Below are 23,833 nucleotides of genomic sequence, written 5' to 3' on the forward strand. Positions count from 1 at the left end.
CTCAAATATTCATTTTTCACTTTATTAGAATAGCGCTCCGGCTACTTTTTTAATATTATCACTTTTCCCCATGGAATAGAAATGTAGAACCGGAACTCCGAATTCCAGCAATTCTCTGCATTGTGCGATTGCCCATTCGATTCCGATTTGTTTTACGGCTTCGTTATTTTTGGCATTCTCCACTTCGTTTATTAAATCTTCCGGAAGATCAATTTTAAAAATCTGAGGTAAAATCTTTAAATGCTTTTTCGTGGCAATTGGTTTAATTCCCGGGATAATAGGAACCGTGATTCCCATTTCTCTGGCTTTCTGAACAAATTCAATGAATTTTTTATTATCGAAAAACATTTGAGTCACGATATAATCTGCTCCCGCATCCACTTTTTGTTTCAGCCATTTCAGATCATAATTCATGGATGGCGCTTCCATATGCTTTTCGGGATAACCTGCAACACCGATGCAGAATTTATTATGCTCATCACAAATTTCATCCTGATTATGCAGATATTTTCCTCTTCCCAGATCATTAATCTGGTGAACCAATTCCATTGCACTTCCGTGACCTCCCTGAGTCGGTTCAAAATACTGATGTCCTTTCATCGCATCACCTCTGAGAGCCATTACGTTATCAATTCCGAGATACATACAGTCTACCAGAAGATATTCTGTTTCTTCTTTGGTAAAACCTCCGCAAAGCAGATGCGGAACGGTATCTACATTATATTTATGTTGAATGGAAGCACAGATTCCTAAAGTTCCGGGACGCATTCGGGTAATTCTGCGTTCCATTAATCCGTTTCCCTTGTCGATGTAAATATACTCTTCTCTGGAAGTCGTAACGTCGATGAATGGTGGCTTAAATTCCATTAAAGGATCAATATTTTTATAAAGATCTTCAATCCCGATTCCTTTTTGCGGCGGAACAACTTCAAGAGAGAATAACGTTTTTCCGTTTGCGTTTTTTATATGGTCTGTGATTTTCATTTTTTTGTTGCTTGTTGAAAGTTTTTTGTTGATGGTTATACTGAAAAATCAAACAACCAATAACTATCATCAATAAAATAATTTTTAAATTCTGTTTTAATTTTGAAGTTTCAGTTTCGGCGGCGGCTTTGCCGCCGCCGAAACTGAAACTAAATTCCGTCTGCCAAATTAGGATTCAACCACTTTCTCGCATCCTGCAAAGAAATTCCTTTTCTTACCGAATAATCTTTCAACTGGTCTTCTGCGATTTTTCCCAATCCAAAATATTTGGCGTGTGGACTTCCGAAATAGTATCCGGAAACCGAAGCAGTCGGGAACATTGCTAAACTTTCCGTCAGATAAACTCCGATATTTTCTTCCACTTTCAGTAGATCCCAGATTGCGTGTTTTTCCAAATGATCCGGACACGCAGGATAACCCGGAGCGGGACGAATTCCTTTATACTTTTCGGCAATTAATTCTTCGTTGGTTAAATTTTCCTGATTGGCGTACCCCCAATATTCTGTTCTCACTTTTTTATGTAAAAATTCTGCATAAGCTTCTGCAAAACGGTCTGCCAAAGCTTTTACCATGATCGCGTTGTAGTCGTCATTCGCTTTTTCGTATTCCTGCGCCAGTTCATCCGTTCCGAAACCTGTCGTTACACAGAAAGCACCCATGTAATCGGTTTTTCCTGAACTTTCAGGGGCAATAAAATCGCTTAACGCCAGATAATCTTTCCCTTTTGAACGTTGAGCCTGTTGTCTCAAAGTAATGAACTTCGTTATCTGATAGCTGTTTTCATCAAAAATTAAAATATCATCCGTTTCGTTGGAATTGGCTTTGAAAATTCCGAAAATAGCTTTTGCCGTTAATAACTTTTCATCCAAAATTCTTTTTAAAATTACCTGCGCATCTTTGAACAATTCTTTTGCCTGAACTCCTACAACCTCATCTTCTAAAATTTGCGGATATTTGCCGTGAAGATCCCAGCTTCTGAAAAAAGGTGACCAGTCGATGAAAGGCAATAATTCTTTCAGATCCTGATTTTCAACAACGGTAATTCCTAACTGATTGGGTGTAAAAATTTGTTCGTTTTCCCAGTCGATTTTAAATTTATTCTGTCTTGCTTCTTCAATAGAAACGTAGTCTTTTTCTACCTGTCTGTTCAGGAACTTTTCACGGAATTCGGAATATTCACTTTTCAGATCATCAACGTATTCTTTATTTCTATCACCCAATAATGAACTTACCACGTTTACCGCTCTGGAAGCATCATTGACGTGAACTACTGCATTTTTATATTTTAAATCGATTTTTACAGCAGTATGCGCTTTTGAGGTTGTTGCACCACCAATTAGTAAAGGGAAATTTAAATTCTGTCTTTCCAGTTCCTGCGCGATGTACACCATTTCGTCCAGACTTGGTGTAATCAGTCCGCTAAGTCCGATCACATCTACTTTTTCTTCAATCGCAGTCTGAATAATTTTTTCAGCAGGAACCATTACGCCAAGATCTACAATTTCGTAGTTGTTACAGCCTAACACAACGCTTACAATATTTTTACCGATATCATGAACATCTCCTTTTACCGTTGCCATCAAAATTTTTCCGTTGGCAGGTTTTGTTCCGTCTTTTTCCGCTTCGATGAATGGCTGTAAATACGCCACTGCTTTTTTCATGACCCGCGCCGATTTTACAACCTGTGGCAAGAACATTTTTCCGCTTCCGAACAGATCTCCCACAACGCCCATTCCGGTCATTAAATTAATTTCAATAACATGAAGCGGTTTTTCTGCCTGTAATCTTGCTTCCTCCACATCTTCCTCGATAAAACGGTCGATTCCTTTTACCAAAGCATGGGTGATTCTTTCCTGCAAAGGATGATTTCTCAATTCTAAATCTTCAACCTTTTCTTTTTTGACTGATTTATGTTTTTCAGAATAATCAAGAAGCCTTTCTGTAGCATCTTCTCTTTTATCGAGAATCACATCTTCAACAAGCTCCAGAAGTTCTTTATTGATTTCATCATATACTTCCAGCATGGCAGGATTTACGATTCCCATATTCATTCCTGCCTGAATAGCGTGATATAGGAAAACCGAGTGCATCGCTTCTCTCACCGTATCATTTCCACGGAACGAGAACGAGACATTGGAAACTCCTCCGCTCACGGATGCATACGGAAGATTCTGACGAACCCATCTTGTTGCTTCAATAAAATCGATGGCATTTCTGCGGTGTTCATCCATTCCCGTTGCCACAGGAAAAATATTTAAATCGAAAATAATGTCTTCTGCAGGGAAATTTAAACGATTCACTAAAATATCATAGGAACGTTTTGATATTTCGATTCTGCGTTCGTAGGTATCGGCTTGTCCCACCTCATCAAAAGCCATGACAATAACGGCTGCTCCATATCTTTTAATCGCTTTCGCCTGTTTGATAAATTCTTCTTCACCTCCTTTTAAGCTGATGGAATTAACCACGCATTTTCCCTGTGCAACCTGCAATCCTGCTTCCAGAATTTCCCACTTTGAAGAATCGATCATGAGAGGAATCCTTGCGATGTCCGGTTCTGAGGCAATCAGGTTTAAAAATTTTATCATGGAAGCCTTTCCGTCGATCAGTCCATCGTCAAAATTAACGTCGAGAATCTGTGCACCTCCTTCAACCTGATGACGTGCAATATCGAGCGCTTCCCCGAACTTTTCTTCTTTTATTAATCTTAAAAATTTCTTTGAACCGGCAACATTGGTTCTTTCCCCAACGTTGATAAAGTTACTTTCCGGTGTAATAATCAAAGGCTCAAGCCCCGATAATCTTAAATATTTCATCAATTTATTCTTCTAAAATAAAATATGCATTATTCGCATTTTGCTTCAGCAAATCCACATGTTTGCCCAAAGCGGTGGTCAGTGGAAATCTTTTGTATGCTAAGCCGTGTTCTTTGGCAAACTGCTCGATTTCTTCTGTAATTTCATTATAATAAGCATAACTGTAATTCGGAAAAAGATGGTGGGCAACGTGAAAGTTGAAATTCCCCAAAATATTCCGCACAAACCAGTTATTTTCTTTTAAATCGTTGGTGACTTCAAACTGATGGTGAAGCCAGCTAAAAGGAAGTCCGTTTTTCTCATCAAGTTTCGGGAAGGCATTATCGGGAAGCGGATGCAGTGGCAACAAAACAAAAAGCGCAAAAATACTCGCTGCAATTACCTGTAAAAACCATGCTCCCAAAGCCAAGCCTAAAGACACTTTAAAAAACAGAACGGGAACGGCGATCTGATAGAAAAAATAAAACAGTTTATACGCCACCATTTTAATTTTTTCTTTTACCGGAATCGCTCCCTGCGTTTTCAGGATCACTCTTTCGTTATCGAAAAAATCTCTGAAATCACGGATAAACATCCAGTTGAACAGATATAAAGGATAGACCAGAAAGAAAAAGTGATGCTGATATTTCTGAATTCCTTTTGCTTTGATCCACGGAACGATTAACAGCAATCCGCTCTGCTCAATGTCTGTGTCCCAACCGTCTACATTGGGATAGGCGTGATGGCTTGCGATGTGTCTTTTCTTCCAGATGTAGGAGTTGGCTCCCACAAAATCGAAAATCTGTAAAACCAGACTGTTCAGTCTTTTACTTTTAAAAATATTATTGTGAGCCGCTTCGTGAATTAAATTCAGATAAATTAAAACAAGAGAAAGTCCCATCAGAATGAAACTCAGGATATAAATTCCAGACTGATCTGCATGTAGAAGTGCAAAGACATATAAACCGAAATAGACCAAAGGCAGAATAACTGCTTTGATCTGAATGTAAATGTCCCTGTTTTCAGGAATAGATTCTACTCTTTGGTTCACTTTTTTTCTGAGTTCATTAAATAATCTGGCATCTTCCGGATCTTTAAAGTAAATAGGTTTTTCCATTATATTTAATTTTGTGTGATAATTAAAGATAATATTAAAAACTGTTCCTTTTTCTTATGATTTAATTAAAAAATTCTATTATTTCAGACCAATTCTTTCAATTTTCTTGGCGGATATTGCGAAACCAGATCTGCAATTGCCTTGATGTGTTCCGGCGTTGTTCCGCAGCAGCCTCCGATAATATTAATTAATCCTTTCTCCACATATTCTTTAATCTGACTCGCCATATCTTCCGGTGTCTCATCATACTTTCCGAAAGCGTTCGGTAAACCTGCATTCGGATAAGCTGAGACAGCAAATTCTGAATTATGAGCCAGTGTTTCCAGATAAGGCGTTAATTGGTTTGCTCCTAAAGCACAGTTAAAACCTACACTTAAAAGATTTAAATGGGAAACTGAGATCAAAAACGCTTCTGCTGTCTGTCCGCTCAATGTTCTTCCTGAAGCATCCGTGATTGTTCCTGAAACCATGATCGGAATATTAATTCCTCTTTCTTCATTAATCTCATCAATGGCGAAAAGTGCCGCTTTTGCATTCAATGTATCGAAAATGGTTTCTACCAAAAGAATATCTGATCCTCCATCCAATAAAGCTTCGCACTGCTGTTTGTAAGCGATTCTCAGTTCATCAAAAGTAATCGCTCTGTATCCGGGATCGTTTACATCGGGGCTTAAACTTGCGGTTCTGTTGGTTGGACCTATGGAACCTGCCACAAATCTTGGTTTATCCGGATTTTTTGCAGTGTACTCGTCGCAGGCTTTTCTTGCAATTTTTGCAGATTCGTAATTCAGTTCGTAAACGAGATCTTCCATGTAATAATCTGCCATGGCAATGGTTGTTCCTGAAAATGTATTGGTTTCGATGATGTCTGCTCCCGCTTCAAGGTATTTTTTGTGAACTTCTTCTATTGCATGGGGCTGCGTTAAAGACAACAAATCATTGTTTCCTTTTACCGGATGTTCCCAGTTTTTGAAACGTTCGCCACGGTAATCTTCTTCTTCGAATTTATACCGCTGAAGCATGGTTCCCATCGCTCCGTCGAGAATTAAAATTCTTTCGGATAATGCTTTGTATAATTGTTCTGAATTTTTCATTTATTATATTTTTTTCCATAGGTTGCACCTACGGTTATTATTGTTGAACCCTTCGGGTTCGTTGTTAATCCAACGCCTGTTTTAAATCTGCAATGATATCTTCCACATTTTCCAGACCTACCGAACAACGAACCAAACCTGCAGTAATTCCGACTTCGTTTCTTTCTTCATCGGATAATTTGGAGTGCGTTGTAGAAGCAGGATGCGTTACTATGGTTCTCGTATCGCCTAAGTTTGCGGAAAGGGAACACATTTTTATTTTATCTAAAAAATTTCTTCCGCCTTCAATTCCGCCTTTGATTTCGAAGGCTACGATGTTTCCACCTAGCTTCATCTGTCTTTTTGCAATTTCGTAGCTTGGATGAGATTTTAAGAACGGATATTTTACCAATTCTACATTGGGATTGTTTTCTAAAAATTCAGCAACTTTTAAGGCATTCTCGCAATGTTTTTCTACACGAATTGCCAATGTTTCGAGACTTTTAGACAAAACCCAGGCGTTGAAAGGCGACATTGCAGGCCCTGTATTTCTCGCGAAAAGATAGATTTCACGGATCAGGTCGTCTCTTCCGACCGCTACTCCGCCTAAAACACGACCTTGCCCGTCAATTAATTTGGTTGCCGAATGCACCACAATGTCTGCTCCGTATTTTATCGGCTGTTGCAGGTAAGGTGTTGCAAAGCAGTTATCCACAACGAAAATTAAGTTATGCTTTTTTGCAATCTGCCCGAAAAATTCTAAATCCAAAACTTCAATCGCAGGATTGGTCGGTGTTTCCAGATATAAAATTTTTGTATTGGGCTGAATATATTTTTCTACATTTTCGGCGTCTTCTGCTTTAAAATAGGTTGTTTCGATATTCCATTTCGGGAAATATTTTGTGAACAAAGTATGCGTAGAACCGAAAACGGACTGACAGCTTACAATATGATCTCCGGCATTTAATAAAGTCGCAAATGTGGAGTAAATCGCAGCCATTCCTGTGGCAAAGGCATACCCTGCTTCTGCGCCTTCCATTTTGGCAATTTTATCGGTAAATTCTGTTACGTTCGGATTTGAAAAACGGCTGTATAAATTTTTTGGTTTTTCTTCCGCAAAGCTCGCCCTCATGTCTTCCGCATCCTGAAAAATAAAGCTGGATGTAAGATACAAAGGTGTTGAATGCTCATCAAACTGGGTTCTTTCAGTCTGGGTTCTTATGGCAAAGGTTTCAAAATTTTCGTTTTCCATTTCTATATTTTCCGTAGGTTTTATTTACGGTTGTTTGTTATTATTTCATTCCATAGGTTTCACCTACGGCTATTAATATTGAACCCTTCGGGTTTAAACGTTGTTTTATTTTTTTCCATAGGTTTTCACCTACGGCTACTAATATTGAACCCTTCGGGTTTAAACGCTGTTTTATTTCGTTCCATAGGTTCTACCTACGGCTATTAATATTGAACCCTTCGGGTTCATAGGTTCTTCTATTTTGTTTCACTTACTCTTAAAATGTCTCCGAATACGCCTCTTGCTGTAACTATTGCGCCGGCGCCGGCTCCCATGATGACGATTGGGTTTTCTCCGTAACTTTCGGTATAGATTTCGAAGATTGAATCTGAGCCTTTCAGTTGTCCTAACGCGGAAGTTGCCGGAACGGAAATTAACTTCACATCAAGTTCACCTTTTTCTTTCTGCAAATCTCCGTGAAGATCTCCCACATATCTTAAAACGTGTCCCTCCTCCTGATTTTCTTTGATTTTCTGATATTCCGCATCTAATTCTTCCAGTCTTGAAAGGAATTCTGACTTAGAAACAGAAAGCAAACTTTCCGGAACCAGATTCTGAATTTTAATATCTTCAAATTCGTTGATTAAGTCTAATTCTCTTGCCAAAATCAGTAATTTTCTTGCCACATCGTTTCCTGACAGGTCTTCTCTCGGATCGGGTTCTGTATATCCTTTTTCCAACGCTTCATTGATGATGGTGGAAAACTTATCGTCTCTTAAAGAAAAATTATTGAAAACATAGCTTAATGTTCCTGAGAAAACGCCTTTAATTCTGGTAATATTTTCTCCTGAAAGATGTAGAAGTTTAATGGTGTCGATCAATGGTAAACCTGCTCCCACATTGGTTTCGTAGAGATAGCGTCTGTTGTTTTTGTTCAACGTATATCTTAGTTGACGGTATTCTGAAATCGGAAGGGTGTTGAAAATTTTGTTGGAAGAAACGAGATCGAAGCCGTTTTCCGCCAAAGTGTGGTAATTTTTTACGAAGTCTTTGCTTGCGGTGTTATCCACAACGATTAAATTTTCAAGCTGATTTTCTTTGGAGAAATTAATCAGTTCCTGAACATCGGAAGGTTTTTCTGCCGTTAAAACCTCATCATTCCAATTGCTGTCGAATCCTTTTTTGTTGAATGCTATTTTCCTGGAATTGGCAACTGCAACTACTTTCAGATCTATTTTTTTTCGTCTTTTAATTTCTTCCGAAGATTCCAAAACCTGCTGTATCAAAGTTTTCCCTACGTTTCCGTGACCGATAATTGCCAGATGAACGGTTTTCGGTTTTTTAGAAATTTCAGATTCGATGATATTTTTTGCTTTTTCGTCCTGTGAAGATGTCACAACGATATTTACTCGTTTTTCGGCTGCAATTTGGTTTAAAAGCAACGGAAAAACATTATTTCTTGCGAGTTCCGCTAAAACTTTGTTGAAGTCTTCTGCAACAAATCCTAACACCGACACATTATTGATGCTGTATATCTGGGAAACTTTCCCCGATTTTCTTTCTGGTTCAAATTCGTCAATCAGACAATTGACTGCTTTTTCGGAATCGTTTTCATGAACTAAAATGGAGATTCCGTTTTCAATTGCCTGCTGGGAAATTACTCCCACACTGATTCGCGCCAAAGTAAGCGCTTTAAAAATTCGTCCGTCGATCCCGATTTCACCTAAGAAATCTTCTCCTTCAAATTTGATGATGGATCTGTTTTTTAAAAATTTTATTTCTTTAACATTAATCTTACTCATTTTTCAAAATATTTTTAATGATCGTATTTAATTGTTTATATTCCATTAAGAAGGCATCGTGCCCATGAACTGAGGTGATCTCGTGATAGAAAACATCTTTGTTTTTCTCTTTCAGCTTTTCAAAACACATTCGGATTTCTGAAGCGGGGAAAAATAAGTCTGTATCTACAGAGATCATGTGCATTCGCGCCTGAATTTTTTCCAAATGTTCTTCATTGGCATTGATGTTCATCAGCAAATGATTCATGAGCTTGTATGATTTTAAACTAAATCTTTCGTTTAAAGCTTTTCCGTGATAAACAAGCCAGTCTTCCGACTCTAACATCTGCTTTTCCTGATTATATCTGTTTTGAAATCTGTTATTTAACGATTCAGGAGTCCTGTAACACAACATTGCATGAATTCTGGCTTTCTGTAAAGGTTCATCGTTTTGGTTTAATAAAAATTTCTGAACCAGACACTGTGCATGCAGCCAGTCGTGGGTTTTAAAATCGCAGGCTACAGGGATGAAAATTTCGGTAAGCTTTGGATTTTTCACCAGCATTTCCCAACCGATTCCGCCTCCCAAAGAACCTCCAATAATGGCGTGTAAACTTTTGATATTTAAAATTTCAAGGCCTTTCAAAAATATGTTTGCTATATCTGAAGGCGTAAAATCTTCACATTTATCAATAAAAAAATCATCAAATCCGTTTCCGGGAATATTGAAGCACAGAACTGTATATTGGTCGGTATCGATTACCTGATGTTCTCCAATCAGCTGTTTCCACCATCCTTTTTCTCCGGAAACATTGGAATTTCCGGTTAAAGCATGATTCACTAAAATGATCGGGGCAGAAAACAGGTCTTTCCCGAAAAGCTGATAGCTCAACGGGATATTGTATTCCTTTTGGGAATCGGTATGATACGAAAAATTAATATGTTTAAGTTCTGTTTTCAATTCTATTATTTTAATACAATTGAAAATGCCACAGGAAATGGCTGAAAGAACTTCAGTGAGTTATCTGTCCAAAATAATTCTGGTAGAACGTAGCACCTTCATTGCTTGCGCAAAGGGTTGCTAAGGTTTCATAGGGTCTAATCCCTCAACCTTTCTTGATAACATTTTCAATATTTGAATGAACGAATGGTGCAAAGATAAAACTTTTCTTTTAAATATTTATAAAAATTTAATTTAATCTTACAAACCCCGATAAACAGAAGGCTTTCAGGGAAATATTAATAATAATTCAAATTTCGTGAGTTGGAATTTTTTCGCAAAAAAACTAACTTCGTAATGAAAATGATGAGATATGATTGCTGAAAAACAAAGATTACAAGACACAAACTGGAAAAACTGGGGACCTTACGTGAGTAACCGGCAATGGGGAAATGTACGCGAAGACTACAGCCCAAACGGCGATGCATGGAATTTCGCCAATCACAATAACGCAGAAAGCTATGCCTACCGTTGGGGAGAGGAAGGAATAGCGGGAATTTCTGATGCAAAGCAGCTTTTCTGTTTTGCGCTTTCGTTCTGGAACAAAAAAGATAAGATGGTGAAAGAGCGCTTCTTTGGACTGAGCAATCCACAGGGAAATCACGGAGAAGACATTAAAGAACTATTTTATTATCTGGATAATACACCTACTCACAGCTATATGAAAATGGTGTACAAATATCCGATTAATGCGTTTCCGTATGATGAACTGCTTTCTGAAAATGGAAAAAGAAGTAAAAAGGAAGCGGAATATGAAATTTTCGACACCGGAATTTTTGATCAGGATGAATATTTCGATATTTTTATAGAATACGCTAAAGCAGAATACAACGATATTTTAGTAAGGGTAACGGTCTGCAACAGAAGCAATATAGTGGCTCCGATTGTATTGGCTCCCACGGTGTGGTTCAGAAATAACTGGAAATGGGGTTACAATACATATAAAGGGCAAATCAATGCTTCTCATGAAGGCTGCATCACCATCAACCACAACAGTGTTCCGATAAAAAAGTTTTATTCAAGAAATATTGCTGCGGAAAGTGTTTTCTGTGATAATGAAACCAACAGTCCGAAATTATACGGAACGCCCTATCCGGGAAATACCTATTACAAGGATGGCATCAACGATTATATTACTTACGGAAGCAACACCGTAAATCCTGAAAAGAGAGGAACCAAAGCTTCTTTTTTAATTGATGAAGTGATTGAAGCCGGACAATCGAAAACATTTGATTTCAGATTGTCTCCCAATGAACTGGAGAATCCGTTTTATGAATTTGATGAGATCTTTAGCAGCAGAGTTGCTGAAGCGGATGAATTTTATGCCGAAATTCAGAATGATGTTTCTGATGACGATGAAAAAAACGTGCAAAGACAGGCTTTTGCGGGACTTCTCTGGAACAAGCAGTTTTATCACTATAATGTCGGAAAATGGCTGAAAGGCGATCCGAATTTTGAAGCTCCGAGAAATTTCAACCATTATGTCCGAAACACGGAATGGAATCATATGCACAATAAAGACATCATCTCGATGCCTGATAAATGGGAATATCCCTGGTATGCAACTTGGGATCTTGCCTTCCATTGTGTTCCGTTTGCGATTATTGATGCGGAATTTGCGAAAGGACAGCTTCTTTTATTAACAAAAGAATGGTATATGCATCCGAACGGACAGCTTCCTGCCTACGAATGGAATCTGAGCGATGTAAACCCGCCCGTTCATGCGTGGTCGTGCTTCCGAGTATTTAAAATTGATGAAAAGCAAAACGGCAAACCGGATCTTTTATTTTTAGAAAAGGTTTTTCAGAAATTACTGCTGAATTTCACCTGGTGGGTAAACCGAAAAGATAAAAACGGAAAGAATATTTTCGGGGGAGGTTTTCTCGGGCTTGATAATATCGGGGCTTTTGACCGGAATATGGTGCTAAAAGACGGACAGCATCTGGAGCAGGCCGACGGAACGAGCTGGATGGCAATGTACGCTCTGAATATGATGCGAATTGCCATGGAACTGGCTCAGTATTATCAGGTGTATGAAGATATGGCGATTAAATTCTTTGAGCATTATCTTTATATCGCCGAAGCCATGGAAAATCTGGGTGAAGGCACAAAAGGACTCTGGAACGAAGAAGACGGCTTTTTCTACGATGTGCTTCAGCTTGGGAACGGCGACAGTGTTTCTCTCAAACTGAGAAGTATTGTTGGATTGATTCCTATGTTTGCCGTAGAAATCATCGATCATCATCTGTTGGATAAAATGCCCAACTTTACCACGAGAATGGATTGGATTCTGAAAAACAAACCTGAACTCACGAAACTTGTTTCGCACTGGGAAGAGGAAGGTCATGGAAGAAAGCATCTGATGAGTATTCTGAGGAAAAACCGTCTGACAAAAGTTTTGACCAGAATGCTTGATGAGAAAGAATTTTTAAGCCAATACGGAATTCGGGCAATGTCTAAGGTATATGAAGAAAAACCGTTCAAATTTTCTGTTCACGGTACTGAAAATGTAGTTTATTATACGCCTGCAGAAAGTGACAGCCGAATGTTCGGAGGAAACAGCAACTGGCGCGGCCCGATCTGGTTCCCGATCAACTTCCTGATTGTAGAAAGTTTGCAGAGATTTCATTTCTATTATGGAAACAGTCTGAAAGTAGAATTGCCAACCGGAAGCGGAGAGAAGAAAAATCTGGATGAAGTCGCTCACGATATCAGCAACAGACTTTGTTCTATATTCCTAAAAGATGAAAATGGGGAACGTGCTTTCAACGGAGGAAATGCGAAGTTTAATTACGATGAAAATTTTAAAGATTACATTACCTTCTTCGAATATTTTCACGGAGACAACGGACGCGGCGTAGGAGCTTCCCACCAGACGGGATGGACTGCTACGGTTGCAAAGCTGATGAAACCAAGATTGTTGATGTAATATTAACTAAACATAAATTTTAACAGGATATTTCAATTTTGAGATATCCTTTTTTTATTATTCACCACATAACATAAATACCGTCAATTGATATGTTAAAGGTTATAGCTAAAATCTATTTTCTCATTAGTATAAAATAAATTTTTATGCATTTTATATAAAAAATCAATATTTATAAGTAAAAATAATTATTAATTTAATACCTAATAACTATATTAGCAGAATAAAATCTAATAATTATTTCATGAAAGTAAAACTACTACCTATTGCAACTTTTTTAGTTTCATCGTTATTCACAACCCATTTAAAAGCGCAGAATTATCAGCCTTTATTTATTCAGAGCGGATATAATGCAGATGTAGTCGCCAACGGTGTGGGGTCATCGGCTTCTTCCACCAATAATGATGTCGATGGAGTAAGCTATGCCTTTGTCTCAAGAGATTTTCAGTTAACGGCTTCAAGTTCGCAACTTACTTACGGACTGCCTGTGAATGGAATTATCAATTCTGTAGTTTCTTCGACTCCGGGACTTTCCTATCAACTGGCATCTTACAGTTCCAACAATGTTTTAAGACTGCAAAACAGTGGCGATAACGGAACTTTACAATTTTCCAACCCCCTTTCAGCAAACACCTTATATATGTTGGCAACTGGAGGAAGCGGATCCTGTACCGTAGATGTGGATGTAAATTTTACAGACAATACTTCTCAGACGTTTACCGGCATCAATATTTCCGACTGGTATTACGGGAGCAATTTTGCCATTCAGGGAATCGGAAGGATCAACATCAGCAATAACAATCTTGAATCCGGTTCCGGAACAGATCCCAGACTTTACCAGATTCCTTTATCAATAAATCCCACAAATTTATCCAGAGTTATTAAAAGTGTTACGGTAACCAAATCCGGATCGGGAGGTATTCCGAATATTTTTGCTTTTGCAGCAGATTCTTATAATCCCTGCGAAGCGCCTACCAACATTACCGCGGTTACTACCATGAACGGAGCGACGTTAAGCTGGACAGCTCCTTCCAGTACACCTTCTTCGGGATATCAATATTATTACAGTACTTCTTCTACTCCACCAACAGCCAGTACAACGCCTACAGGAAGTGTACCTTCGGGAACTTCAGTTACTCTGAACAGTTTGTCAACAGGACAAACCTATTATTTCTGGGTAAGATCCTATTGCGGGGGTTCATCGTATGGATTCTGGAAAATGAAGCAGTTTGCACCGGGACAAATTTCTGCGACTTACACAGGCGGAGATATCAGTACGGAATTCAACTGGGGACCGGATAATACAACAACAACTAACTGTGCGGGAAGTGTATCTATCAATATTCCGAATGGGTATAAAGTTGTATCCACAGATGTGAGTTATACGATGACAACGGCAAGCGACGGATGGATGTCTGAACAGAAAAGTTTATTGGTATGTTCTTCCAACGGAACAGCAGAATCATCTGTAAGTTCAGGATCGGGATCAAACGGAGGAACGTTTTCTTATAACAGAACGGGAATCAATATTGCCAATGATCTTACAGGAACTGTAAATTTTGATCTGAGAGCATGGAGAACTTACGGAGGCTCCGGATGCAGCGTAGATTATAACAAAGTAGACAATGGAACTTTTACAGTAACCGTAACGGTTCAGCCCATCGTTTTGGCAACAAGCGAGGTGACTGCAAAAGAGAAAGAAAGAATTGCCTATCCGAATCCTTTTGCTGATGTTCTTTATCTTGAAAAACCTGAAAATGTGAAAAAAGCAGTAATTACGGATGCTTCAGGAGTAGTGGTACAAACTGTTGAAAATCCTTCTTCATCCCTATTCCTTGGAGGAATAAAATCCGGAATGTATATTCTGACTTTAACCATGAAAGACGGTTCTGTAAAAAGTATGAAAACCATGAAAAAATAAATAACCATTGGTAACGAAAATCGCGGGCAGAAATAAATTTCTGCCCGCAATTTGTTTTTAATATTGTAAGTAAAGATTATGCTTCTGCGATCTCTCCGTTTACAAATACTTCATATCCTATTTCTACATTCGGTTCCAGTGTTTTGGAAACCGAACAGTATTTTTCGAAAGACAACTGGGCTGCTTTCTGCGCTTTTTTAGGATCAATATTCCCTTCCAGAAGAAACTTAACTTTTATCGATTTGAAAGGTTTTGCATCATCTACAGGAATTCTTTCGCCTTCTACTTCTGCTTTAAAATCTGTGATTTCCTGTCTCTGTTTTTTCAGAATAGAAACAACATCTATTCCGCTGCATCCCGCAACTGCCATCAGAACACTTTCCATCGGAGAAACGCCTTTCGCTCCGGGCTGTGTTGTATTATCTAAAAGAATTGAATTTCCCTGAGAATTGGTACATTCAAATAAAAAATCGTCGTTGATTCGGTTAAGTGATATTTTCATTTTTAAATTTATTTTTTAGATGTGGTAACCCCGATCATAACTCCGAAGTTTCCGTCTTCCTGAGTCCATTTCTGTTCGGGGCAATAGGTTCTGCCATCGAGATACAAAGCTTTTGTACAGCCTGATTCTTTAAATACGGAAGCAAAATTATAAAAATTAACCTCTGTTTTAGACATTATAAAAACGATATTTCCATTTTTTAGGATTCCGACTCCGTTTCTGATGTTGAGGTTCTTTGAATCTTTTTTAAATATTGGATTTATTTCCCCATCAATCAGCAATATGGGTCCGGATTGTGTTGCGTATTTTATTTCAGAATTATTTCTGAAAGCTTTTGTTTCAACAATTTCAGCTTCATTATTCTTTGTGAGGTAAAATATTCCGTTAGGATTAAGATAAAAATTTCCTTTGCCGGATAAAGTATCTGTTTTATTCAGGATTTTAAAATTTTCAATATACAATCCTTTGGGAAAGTTATTGGGTTCAAACATTCCGCCATTCATGGCAAATATTAATTCTTTATTTTCCTGCTCTGTTTTATTCTTTAAATGAGCAATGCTTTTAAGAATTGTTCCGTTATCATCTTTCCAGTAAAAAGCGACATTTTGTATTTTAGGATTTACTTTAAAAATGACAAAATCTTCATCATGTTCCACCTTTTTATCACAGGATAAAAAACAGCAGAGACATAAAATGAACAATGCAATTTTTCCCATTTATAAATTTGCTTAAATCATTTGTGAATTTTGGGGTTCATTTTGAAATGAAATCCCTGTTTAAAAATTACAAAATCCCTCTCGCTTTAATTTCCAGATATTTATTGATGACATCAATATTCAGATTTTCCGGTAAAGTATAGACTGTGTAAATTCCATATTTGCGGAGTTCCTGAATGATCAGTTTCTTTTCAAACTCAAATTTTTCGGCGATGATTTCGTCATATACTTCCTGCATACTTTCAGGATTTTTATGAATCAACGTCTGCAATTCTGAATTTTTGAAGAAAACCACAACCAGTAAATGGTTTTTAGCGATTCCGCGAAGGTATTTTAACTGACGGTTTAAGCCATCCAACGTTTCAAAATTCGTAAAAAGTAAAATCAAACTTCTCTGGTTCAGCGAATATTTAACATCCTGATACAACCTGTTGAAATCACTTTCAAAGAAATCTGTTTTGATGTTGTAAAGGGCTTCCGAAATTTTTCTCAGTTGTCCCGATTTATTTTCTGCCGCAATTTTATTTTCTGTTTTTTTCGAAAAAGTCATCATTCCGGCGCGGTCGCCTTTTTTCAGAATAATATGCGATAAAGCCATCGTTGCATTAATGGAATAATCCAAAAGACTCAGTCCTTTGAAAGGCATCTTCATCGTTCGTCCTTTATCAATCAGCATAAAAATACGCTGTGATTTTTCGTCCTGAAACTGATTGACCATCAATCGGTTTGTTTTGGACGTCGCTTTCCAGTTGATTGTTCTGATGTCATCTCCCGGAACATATTCTTTAATCTGCTCAAACTCCATCGTATGTCCCAGTTTTCGGATTTTCTTGATTCCGCCCAACAGAAATTCACTCTGCAAAGCCATCAGTTCATATTTTCTCAAATGAATAAATGACGGATAAGCCGGTAAATTCGCATCTTTCTGAAAATTAAACCGTTTTGCTACAAAACCTAAAGGTGAAGAAACATACACATTTAAACTGCCGAAATTATACTCTCCTCTTTCCTTTGGCTCTAAAATGTATTGAAAAAATGTATTTCTTCCCGGTTCAATCTGTTTTTCGATTAAAAAATCTCTCTTCTGAAACTGAAACGGAATTTCGTCAATTACTTTCACATTAATTTTGAAAGCATAGTTGTTTTTAATATCAACTTTTACGGGATTTTCATCACCATTGGATAATTTTTCGGGCAATATTCTCTGTGCAGAAATCCCTTCTTTCCTGTTGAAAACAAAAAGATAATCTACCATTGCTGCCAAAAAAATCAGAAGCAAAACGATGTGCGCTACCCACATGAGTAACGGAAAGAAAAAAGCGAGAACATAGAGAATCCCCACTCCGATGAGCGTGAAGAAAAAGCGTGTATTGAGGTATAAGTTTTTCATTTTGCAGATTGCAGGTTGCAGATCTTAGGTTACAGTTTAGTAACCCTACATTTTAATATTATTTCAAAGAGTTAATGAGCCCATTCAGCATTTTAGAAATTTCAATAATATCATCATTTAATTTTAAATAATTTTCTTCACTTAAAAAATGAAGATTTCTGGAAATAATCAATTGAGTTTCAACTTCAGCACAACTTCCTCTCGAAATTTTCAGAAATTGCAGATAATCCGGTTTGCTTCTTCTGGAGTTTCCTTCTGCAATATTAGACGGAATAGAAACTGAAGCTCTTCTGATCTGAGATTTTAATCCAAATGTCTCCTCTTTTGGAAAAGCATCGGTTGTTCGGTAGATTTCAGTTACAAAATCAATGGCTTTCTGCCAAACCAGAAGCTCTTTAAAATTAGCCATATATAAAATTTAACGTTGAATTAAAAACTACAATCTGCAACCTTCTACCTATAACCTACCTCGGAATCTCTATTCCTTCTAAAATCTGTCTGATGATTTCATCCGCGGTAAGGCCTTCCATTTCTCTTTCCGGCGATACAATAACTCTGTGTCTCAGAACGGCATAACTGGCTTCTTTAATGTCTTCCGGCGTTACAAAATCTCTTCCTCTTAAAGCCGCAAATGCTTTTGATGCGGTTAACAAAGCCAGACTCGCTCTCGGAGAAGCTCCCAAATACAGGAACTGGTTTTCTCTGGTGTTGATAATAATTTTAGCAATGTACTCCATCAACTGAGATTCAACGATGATTTCTTTTACCAGATGCTGATAATTTTTCAGTTGCTGTGCAGTAATCACTTTGTTAACAACCTCCGTTTTATCTTCCTGCTTGCTTTCGTGCTGGTTTCTGATGATGGCAATTTCCTGCTCCAGATTCGGATAACCCACATTTATTTTAAACAGAAAACGGTCAAGCTGGGCTTCCGGAAGTCTGTATGTTCCTTCATGCTCAATCGGGTTCTGGGTTGCCACCACAAGGAAAGGTTCTTCCATCGGATAGCGGGTTCCGTCCATTGTGATCTGCCTTTCTTCCATCACTTCAAACAAAGCTGCCTGAGTTTTTGCCGGAGATCGGTTGATCTCGTCAATCAGGATGAAATTAGAAAAGATAGGTCCTTTTTTAAATTCAAATTCAGAATTTTTTACGCTGAAAACAGAGGTTCCCAAAATATCGGAAGGCATGAGATCAGGCGTAAACTGAATTCTGCTGAATCCTACATCGATGGTTTTTGCCAGTAATTTTGCCGTGATGGTTTTGGCAACTCCCGGAACACCTTCAATAAGAACGTGACCGTTCGAAAGAAGTGCCGCCAAAAGATGCTCCACCATGTTTTCCTGACCGACGATTACTTTTGCAATTTCGGCTTTTACTTTTTCAAGACTTGTACGAAGTTCAATCATATCAATTCTCGACTGAAACTGATCTTCTTTTTTATCTAAGCTGATAGAAAATTCGTTTTCTATATTTGGGTTTTCAAAGTTTTCCATATCCTATAATTTATCAATAGAACAGTGCATCCAATTACCAAGTACCTTGAGAATTACAGCACTGTTATATTTTCAGATTGTTACATTTTTTTAAATAATTTCATCCAAAATTTTATTCATTCTCACAAGATCTTCCTTCATTACGTGCGCATAAGGATCCTGCCCTTTTTTAATCAGTCCAATGGCTTCATCAATTATTTCCATTGGTTTTCCTGTTTTCAGATGGAGTTTTTTTGCAAATTCTTCATCCAGTTTCTGGGTATCGATAAGGAGATCCATTCTTACTTTGTTCAGGAAGTACTGGGCTTTTTTCGACATCATATCATGGAAATCGCCTTCCTGAAGATAAAGATTTCCGATACTTTTCACAAAATCTACCGAGTTATTTTTCAGCGGTTCCACAATCGGGACAATACGCTGTTTTCTTTTGGCATTAAAGAAAATAAACAAAGCCAGACCGCCCAGAAGAACCCACCAAGCATATTTCAAAGCAGGGTTTGAGAGGATAAACCTCAGCAGAAACTGGGAAGATTTCGAATTGCTTTCCAGAAACCACAAGGTTTCTTTATCATCCAGATAAGAAAAAACGTCCTGTGCATATTTTACATTGCCGGGTTTCAGAAGATAGTAATTGGTAATAAAAAGCGGTTCGCAATGGACGTAAAAGTAACCTTCCCCGAATTTTATTTTAACAAAGTTTGCCTGATCGTCATTATTTTTTTCTACCGTTTTTCCTAAGACTTCAGAACCCGGTTTAATGAAAGTAAAACCTCTTCCCGATGGAAATTTATCCAGTTTAATGAAATCGTTCTGGTATTTCGTGTCGGTAAGTTTTAAAACATTTTCGTCCCGAAAAGAAATCATAGAATCATAATAACCGATGCTGTCGGAAATTTCTTTCGGCATTTCGCTGATAATCAACATCGCGTTGGAACCTTTGGAAACTTCTTCCAGAATTTTATTCCACGATTCTGTATCTACTTCATGCTCGATGACAAGGATATTATGACTGCCTTTTTCTTTATTCTGGGTATAATAATCGTAAGGAGTCTGATCTATTTTTTTAACTTTATTCTTAAAAAGATCTTTGATCTCGTTATTAAAAACATACAATCCGAACGGTGATTTCTGGTAAGTCTTGAAATTTTTCCTCCAATCCGTACTTTCTGTTTTGTTGACTTCAAACAACGCCAGAATAATCATCACCACGACGAAGATTACAGCATATATTTTGAAAGTTTTGTTCATGATAACAATTAATTACGGTTTAAAGGATTGATATTGGTTTTTAAATTTCAGGTAGTTTTCTTCATCAATAGAGAATTCTCCGTACCAGACATAATCGAAAATATAGGCAAGATCGTAAAAACTTTCTTTTAAGTGCGGTGCTTTCAGCTCTGCCGCATAATCTTTGTTGGTTTTTTCCGGATTCCAGACGATGAGTTTCTTATCACTTAATTTTTTTAAGACAAATAAAAACTGATAACGGACTGCCGAACGGAAATCGCCCGATTTTTCAAATTTCAGGATACTTTCCGGGAAATTAATTTCGTGAATATTTTCATGAAGCTCTTCTTCGCGGATATCCACTTTCCGGTTTTTCTTTCCGAAGAATGAAATTCCGCCGTTCCCGATGAGATATTTAATGATGAAATACAGCAGGAAACCGACAAGAACAATCACAAAAAGACGCACTAAAATCCCTGCGAAATTTCCGGATTTTGTAAATACGGTTTCCCCGAAAATACTGTCTAACAATTCTGCAATCTTCTTCATCAGCTTCTGCCCGAAAGACATTCTGGGTTTTACCGTAGTATAATCGAAATCTTTGTCTTTGTATCTTGAAGGGATGTTGTCTTTAAATTTTTTAGGATAAACAGTGTTTTCCGTTACCGGATTTTTATACAATACAGAATCTGCACGGTACATATTCCTGTAATGTCCCGTTTCTATCGAGTCCAGAAAAACTGCTTCTTCAGGAGGCAGATCGTCCTGCTGCTGAGAAAAAACAGTTCCGAAGCTGAAAAAAAGCAGTAAAAGAAGAAGCCTATTCATTATTTCCTATTGTTTCTATTTCTGCCAGTTCCATTTTCTGATGAAGATCGGTGCGGCTGTCGTAATACATCAATCCTGAATTTACATACAGAACATTCATTAATATGGTTGAAACCAACGTTGAAAGTCCGTAGATAAAGAATATAACAATCCCGAAATTTCCGGAGAAAGGATTCTGTTCAAAATTCCCATCCGGAGCGGTTGTTGAAAGTTTAAGAATGTATAAAACCATCGGAACTCCGGATAAAAATCCGCTTACAATATAAAAAAGCAGTCCCAAAATAATGGTTGCGCCCCAATATTTCCAGTAGGGAGATTTTTCTCTTCCGTTCGGATAAGAAAACTGAGATCTTACGGCATAACTTAGGCTTTCGAAAAAACCTTTATTTCCGTTAAAATAATCGTAGCAGAGAAAGGTAATGATGCTGAATAAATTCGGAAGGATAAAAAGCAGCAGAAAAATTCCAATGAAAAAAAACACCAGAAGATAAGAGAATCCGAAAATAGCCGTTGCAACCGGCATTACCAAAAAGGTAAGTCCGAAATAGGCAATGAAAACTTTTTTAGAATTCACTTTAAAATCACTGATGATATCGTCTGCTTTTATTTCTTTCTGTCCTTCCGCAGCTCTTTTCATATAAAATACAGGAAAAAGCAGATTAACCGTCATTAAAGCTGTGGAAAGCACAAAAAGTACAATTCCCGCGATGATAATCAGTCCTAAATTATCCTGAAAATACTGTTCAAAATAATAACTCTGTCCGCTCATATTCGATCCGAAAATGGCTCCGAAGAATTCTCTGAATCCTACCACCATCACAACAACGGTTAAAATAAGCAGCAAGCCGTTCAGCAGAATAAAATTTTTAAAATAATTCTTACCGTATAATTTGAAAAAAGCAAAAGTATCGCTGATGAAACTTCCGAAATCTCTTTTTTTATAAAACTGCATCCTGAATCTGGTTATTAATTTTTTTGCTGACAACAGACGGGTAAATACAGTAATAAAACCCGATGATTGCCAAAGACCCGAAAATAATAATTAAATTTAAAATTAAAGGCATTTTCAGGGCGTGTCTTGTTACATATCCTTCAATAATTCCTGCACAGATGGTGAAAGGAACGGTACTCAGGAATATTTTGAATGAATCTTTAAATCCGCTTTTGAAAGAATTAAATCTTGACAGTGTTTTCGGAAATAAAATAGAGGCTCCCAGAATAAGACCGCACATGGCTTCCACTACCATTGCAAAGATTTCAAAAACTCCGTGAAGCCAGATTCCTCTTGCGCTGTCCTTCAGTGCGCCGTAATCGTAAAAGAAATACTGGAAAGAACCGAGCATCACGCTGTTGTTCAGCAATGCCCACAAAGTTCCTACTCCGCCTGCAATTCCGTAGATGTACAGTCTTGCACCTACTTTTATATTGTTGAAAATAATCCCGATCGTACTTCCCCATGTAGAACCGCTCTGGTAAACTCCTACCGCATTTCCTGCCTTAATGTTTTCAATCGTCTGGTTCACATATTCTTCACCCAGAATAACTTTGGCGAAATCTTTATCGTAAATTCCGGAAAGCAGACCGATTAAGGTAAATAATGTAAAGAACAGAAAAGCATATCCCAAATATCTTCTGTACTGGTACACCAGCAAAGGAACTTCGGTTTTGAAAAAATGCAGAAACCTGTTTTCTTCTACCCTTTTGGTTTTATAAATTTTCTGGAAGATCTGTGCAGACAAATGGTTAAGATAAACCGTGGTATTACTTTTCGGGTAATACGTCTGTGCAAAAGAAAGGTCGTTAACGAGGTTGATGTACAGCGAAGAGAGATCATCAGGATTTTTTTTAATTTTCCCCTGAATAACCTGTTCTATTCCCAACCATTTTTCTTTATTTTGTTTAATGAAATAAACTTCTCTCATAATTGTAAGGCTAAAATAATAAAAATAATGTCTCAAATCGCGATAAATACTTCACAAAATGTAAATATTAATTTCAACATTGCGGGTGTTGGAGAAAGACTTCTTGCTTATATTATCGATCTTCTTATTCAAATTGCGTACACCATCGCTATTCTGTATCTTTTTTTCAATATTCTGAATCTGGGATATGTGATGGACGGGCTGGATCAGTGGTCGATTATTGCTATTTACAGCATTCTTCTTTTCCCGACTGCGATTTATCCGCTTGTTCTGGAAAGCCTGATGGAAGGGCAGACTCCGGGAAAGAAAGTCATGAAAATCCGTGTGGTTAAAATCGACGGTTATCAGGCGGGATTCGGAGATTATATGATTCGCTGGGTTTTCAGGATCATTGATATTTCTATTATCGGTCTTATCTCTGCCATTGTTTCCAAAAACAACCAGCGTTTGGGAGATATTGCATCGGGAACCGCCGTTATTTCCTTAAAAAACAACATCAATATTTCGCATACGATTCTGGAAAACATTAAAGAAGATTATGTTCCAACTTTTCCGCAGGTCATTGCTTTAAGCGATAATGATATGAGAATCATTAAAGATAATTATCTGAAAGCTTTACGAGTGGACGACCGACAAATCATCAGCAAACTTTCCGATAAAATTAAAGGAATTCTGAAGCTGGAAGTAGATCCTACCAAAATGACTGAAAGGCAGTTCATCGGGGTTGTTATTAAGGATTACAATTATTATACTGGGAAAGACAGTTAGAAAGGCGAATTTAAAATATTTTAAAACCACTCTTCTTATAAAAACTCCCGCAGATTTTAAAGATTTAGCAGATGATACTCCGTCGCAGACGGATGATGAAGCACGCTTCTTAGCAGATGAAATCTGCCCTCACTTTGCTCCCTAATATATTCT

Annotated in this window: 19 protein-coding genes and 1 riboswitch; of the genes, 3 read left to right on the forward strand and 16 right to left on the reverse strand. The window is 37.6% G+C overall.

Features of this window, described 5'->3' with window-relative positions; translation table 11 throughout:
* Positions 1-24: 24 nt before the first annotated feature.
* The 7 genes from metF to H6W52_RS04905 form a co-directional block, all read right to left on the reverse strand.
* The gene (metF, locus tag H6W52_RS04875; protein WP_059137971.1) at positions 25-984 is read right to left on the reverse strand and encodes a methylenetetrahydrofolate reductase [NAD(P)H]; all 960 of its coding nucleotides are present in this window, start codon (positions 982-984) and stop codon (positions 25-27) included.
* Positions 985-1,133: 149 nt separating this feature from the next.
* Positions 1,134-3,800 (reverse strand): methionine synthase, encoded by a 2,667-nt coding sequence (metH, locus tag H6W52_RS04880; RefSeq protein ID WP_116095900.1) that lies wholly within the window; start codon positions 3,798-3,800, stop codon positions 1,134-1,136.
* Between the two features lie 4 nt (positions 3,801-3,804).
* Entirely contained in the window at positions 3,805-4,896 is a 1,092-nt protein-coding gene (locus H6W52_RS04885) for a fatty acid desaturase family protein (RefSeq protein ID WP_116095898.1), read from the reverse strand.
* Positions 4,897-4,979: 83 nt separating this feature from the next.
* Entirely contained in the window at positions 4,980-5,990 is a 1,011-nt protein-coding gene (locus tag H6W52_RS04890; RefSeq protein WP_116095896.1) for a homocysteine S-methyltransferase family protein, read from the reverse strand.
* Between the two features lie 64 nt (positions 5,991-6,054).
* Entirely contained in the window at positions 6,055-7,221 is a 1,167-nt protein-coding gene (locus H6W52_RS04895) for an O-succinylhomoserine sulfhydrylase (protein WP_116095894.1), read from the reverse strand.
* 236 nt (positions 7,222-7,457) lie between these two features.
* Entirely contained in the window at positions 7,458-9,002 is a 1,545-nt protein-coding gene (locus H6W52_RS04900; protein ID WP_116095892.1) for an ACT domain-containing protein, read from the reverse strand.
* Complete coding sequence (locus H6W52_RS04905; protein ID WP_116095890.1) at positions 8,995-9,942, reverse strand: alpha/beta fold hydrolase; 948 nt, start codon at positions 9,940-9,942, stop codon at positions 8,995-8,997. The genes H6W52_RS04900 and H6W52_RS04905 overlap by 8 nt, the downstream gene beginning before the upstream one ends.
* Positions 9,943-9,999: 57 nt before the next feature.
* Positions 10,000-10,107, reverse strand: a riboswitch (SAM riboswitch).
* 187 nt (positions 10,108-10,294) lie between these two features.
* Between H6W52_RS04905 and H6W52_RS04910 the strand changes: the two genes are divergently transcribed.
* The gene (locus tag H6W52_RS04910; RefSeq protein WP_116095888.1) at positions 10,295-12,910 is read left to right on the forward strand and encodes an MGH1-like glycoside hydrolase domain-containing protein; all 2,616 of its coding nucleotides are present in this window, start codon (positions 10,295-10,297) and stop codon (positions 12,908-12,910) included.
* A gap of 244 nt (positions 12,911-13,154) precedes the next feature.
* Positions 13,155-14,831, forward strand: a complete 1,677-nt coding sequence (locus H6W52_RS04915; protein WP_116095886.1) for a T9SS type A sorting domain-containing protein — start codon at positions 13,155-13,157, stop codon at positions 14,829-14,831.
* Positions 14,832-14,907: 76 nt separating this feature from the next.
* Here H6W52_RS04915 and H6W52_RS04920 read toward each other — a convergent pair whose 3' ends face one another.
* From H6W52_RS04920 to H6W52_RS04960, 9 genes are all read right to left on the reverse strand, one after another.
* Positions 14,908-15,333 carry an OsmC family protein gene (locus H6W52_RS04920; protein WP_108410847.1) on the reverse strand — a complete coding sequence of 142 codons (426 nt, stop codon included), beginning with the start codon at positions 15,331-15,333 and terminating at the stop codon, positions 14,908-14,910.
* Between the two features lie 8 nt (positions 15,334-15,341).
* Complete coding sequence (locus H6W52_RS04925) at positions 15,342-16,049, reverse strand: phosphodiester glycosidase family protein (protein ID WP_116095884.1); 708 nt, start codon at positions 16,047-16,049, stop codon at positions 15,342-15,344.
* A gap of 67 nt (positions 16,050-16,116) precedes the next feature.
* A complete protein-coding gene (locus tag H6W52_RS04930; RefSeq protein ID WP_116095882.1) occupies positions 16,117-17,439 on the reverse strand; it encodes a DUF58 domain-containing protein in 1,323 nt (440 codons plus the stop codon).
* 58 nt (positions 17,440-17,497) lie between these two features.
* Positions 17,498-17,848 carry a four helix bundle protein gene (locus tag H6W52_RS04935; protein WP_116095880.1) on the reverse strand — a complete coding sequence of 117 codons (351 nt, stop codon included), beginning with the start codon at positions 17,846-17,848 and terminating at the stop codon, positions 17,498-17,500.
* A gap of 55 nt (positions 17,849-17,903) precedes the next feature.
* Complete coding sequence (locus tag H6W52_RS04940) at positions 17,904-18,935, reverse strand: AAA family ATPase (protein WP_076395014.1); 1,032 nt, start codon at positions 18,933-18,935, stop codon at positions 17,904-17,906.
* Positions 18,936-19,025: 90 nt separating this feature from the next.
* Positions 19,026-20,183 (reverse strand): hypothetical protein, encoded by a 1,158-nt coding sequence (locus tag H6W52_RS04945; RefSeq protein ID WP_076395012.1) that lies wholly within the window; start codon positions 20,181-20,183, stop codon positions 19,026-19,028.
* Positions 20,184-20,195: 12 nt separating this feature from the next.
* Positions 20,196-20,990, reverse strand: coding sequence for a DUF4129 domain-containing protein (locus H6W52_RS04950; RefSeq protein WP_116095878.1), 795 nt, complete (start codon positions 20,988-20,990; stop codon positions 20,196-20,198).
* Positions 20,983-21,942, reverse strand: coding sequence for a DUF4013 domain-containing protein (locus H6W52_RS04955; protein WP_116095876.1), 960 nt, complete (start codon positions 21,940-21,942; stop codon positions 20,983-20,985). Before H6W52_RS04955 ends, H6W52_RS04950 begins: the two co-directional genes overlap by 8 nt.
* On the reverse strand, positions 21,929-22,912 hold the full coding sequence (locus tag H6W52_RS04960; protein WP_076395006.1) for a stage II sporulation protein M: 984 nt from the start codon (positions 22,910-22,912) through the stop codon (positions 21,929-21,931). The genes H6W52_RS04955 and H6W52_RS04960 overlap by 14 nt, the downstream gene beginning before the upstream one ends.
* A gap of 27 nt (positions 22,913-22,939) precedes the next feature.
* Between H6W52_RS04960 and H6W52_RS04965 the strand changes: the two genes are divergently transcribed.
* Positions 22,940-23,680: an RDD family protein gene (locus H6W52_RS04965; RefSeq protein ID WP_108410658.1), complete on the forward strand. Its 741-nt coding sequence runs from the start codon at positions 22,940-22,942 to the stop codon at positions 23,678-23,680.
* Positions 23,681-23,833: the final 153 nt, after the last annotated feature.

Source organism: Chryseobacterium sp. C2(2020), assembly GCF_014218915.1.
GTDB lineage: Bacteria > Bacteroidota > Bacteroidia > Flavobacteriales > Weeksellaceae > Chryseobacterium > Chryseobacterium mucoviscidosis.

Coding starts and splice junctions, on each gene's coding strand:
- metF (WP_059137971.1), bottom strand. CDS start 984: ATGAAAATCACAGACCATATAAAAAACGCAAACGGAAAAACGTTATTC.
- metH (WP_116095900.1), bottom strand. CDS start 3,800: ATGAAATATTTAAGATTATCGGGGCTTGAGCCTTTGATTATTACACCG.
- H6W52_RS04885 (WP_116095898.1), bottom strand. CDS start 4,896: ATGGAAAAACCTATTTACTTTAAAGATCCGGAAGATGCCAGATTATTT.
- H6W52_RS04890 (WP_116095896.1), bottom strand. CDS start 5,990: ATGAAAAATTCAGAACAATTATACAAAGCATTATCCGAAAGAATTTTA.
- H6W52_RS04895 (WP_116095894.1), bottom strand. CDS start 7,221: ATGGAAAACGAAAATTTTGAAACCTTTGCCATAAGAACCCAGACTGAA.
- H6W52_RS04900 (WP_116095892.1), bottom strand. CDS start 9,002: ATGAGTAAGATTAATGTTAAAGAAATAAAATTTTTAAAAAACAGATCC.
- H6W52_RS04910 (WP_116095888.1), top strand. CDS start 10,295: ATGATTGCTGAAAAACAAAGATTACAAGACACAAACTGGAAAAACTGG.
- H6W52_RS04915 (WP_116095886.1), top strand. CDS start 13,155: ATGAAAGTAAAACTACTACCTATTGCAACTTTTTTAGTTTCATCGTTA.
- H6W52_RS04920 (WP_108410847.1), bottom strand. CDS start 15,333: ATGAAAATATCACTTAACCGAATCAACGACGATTTTTTATTTGAATGT.
- H6W52_RS04925 (WP_116095884.1), bottom strand. CDS start 16,049: ATGGGAAAAATTGCATTGTTCATTTTATGTCTCTGCTGTTTTTTATCC.
- H6W52_RS04930 (WP_116095882.1), bottom strand. CDS start 17,439: ATGAAAAACTTATACCTCAATACACGCTTTTTCTTCACGCTCATCGGA.
- H6W52_RS04935 (WP_116095880.1), bottom strand. CDS start 17,848: ATGGCTAATTTTAAAGAGCTTCTGGTTTGGCAGAAAGCCATTGATTTT.
- H6W52_RS04940 (WP_076395014.1), bottom strand. CDS start 18,935: ATGGAAAACTTTGAAAACCCAAATATAGAAAACGAATTTTCTATCAGC.
- H6W52_RS04945 (WP_076395012.1), bottom strand. CDS start 20,183: ATGAACAAAACTTTCAAAATATATGCTGTAATCTTCGTCGTGGTGATG.
- H6W52_RS04950 (WP_116095878.1), bottom strand. CDS start 20,990: ATGAATAGGCTTCTTCTTTTACTGCTTTTTTTCAGCTTCGGAACTGTT.
- H6W52_RS04955 (WP_116095876.1), bottom strand. CDS start 21,942: ATGCAGTTTTATAAAAAAAGAGATTTCGGAAGTTTCATCAGCGATACT.
- H6W52_RS04960 (WP_076395006.1), bottom strand. CDS start 22,912: ATGAGAGAAGTTTATTTCATTAAACAAAATAAAGAAAAATGGTTGGGA.
- H6W52_RS04965 (WP_108410658.1), top strand. CDS start 22,940: ATGTCTCAAATCGCGATAAATACTTCACAAAATGTAAATATTAATTTC.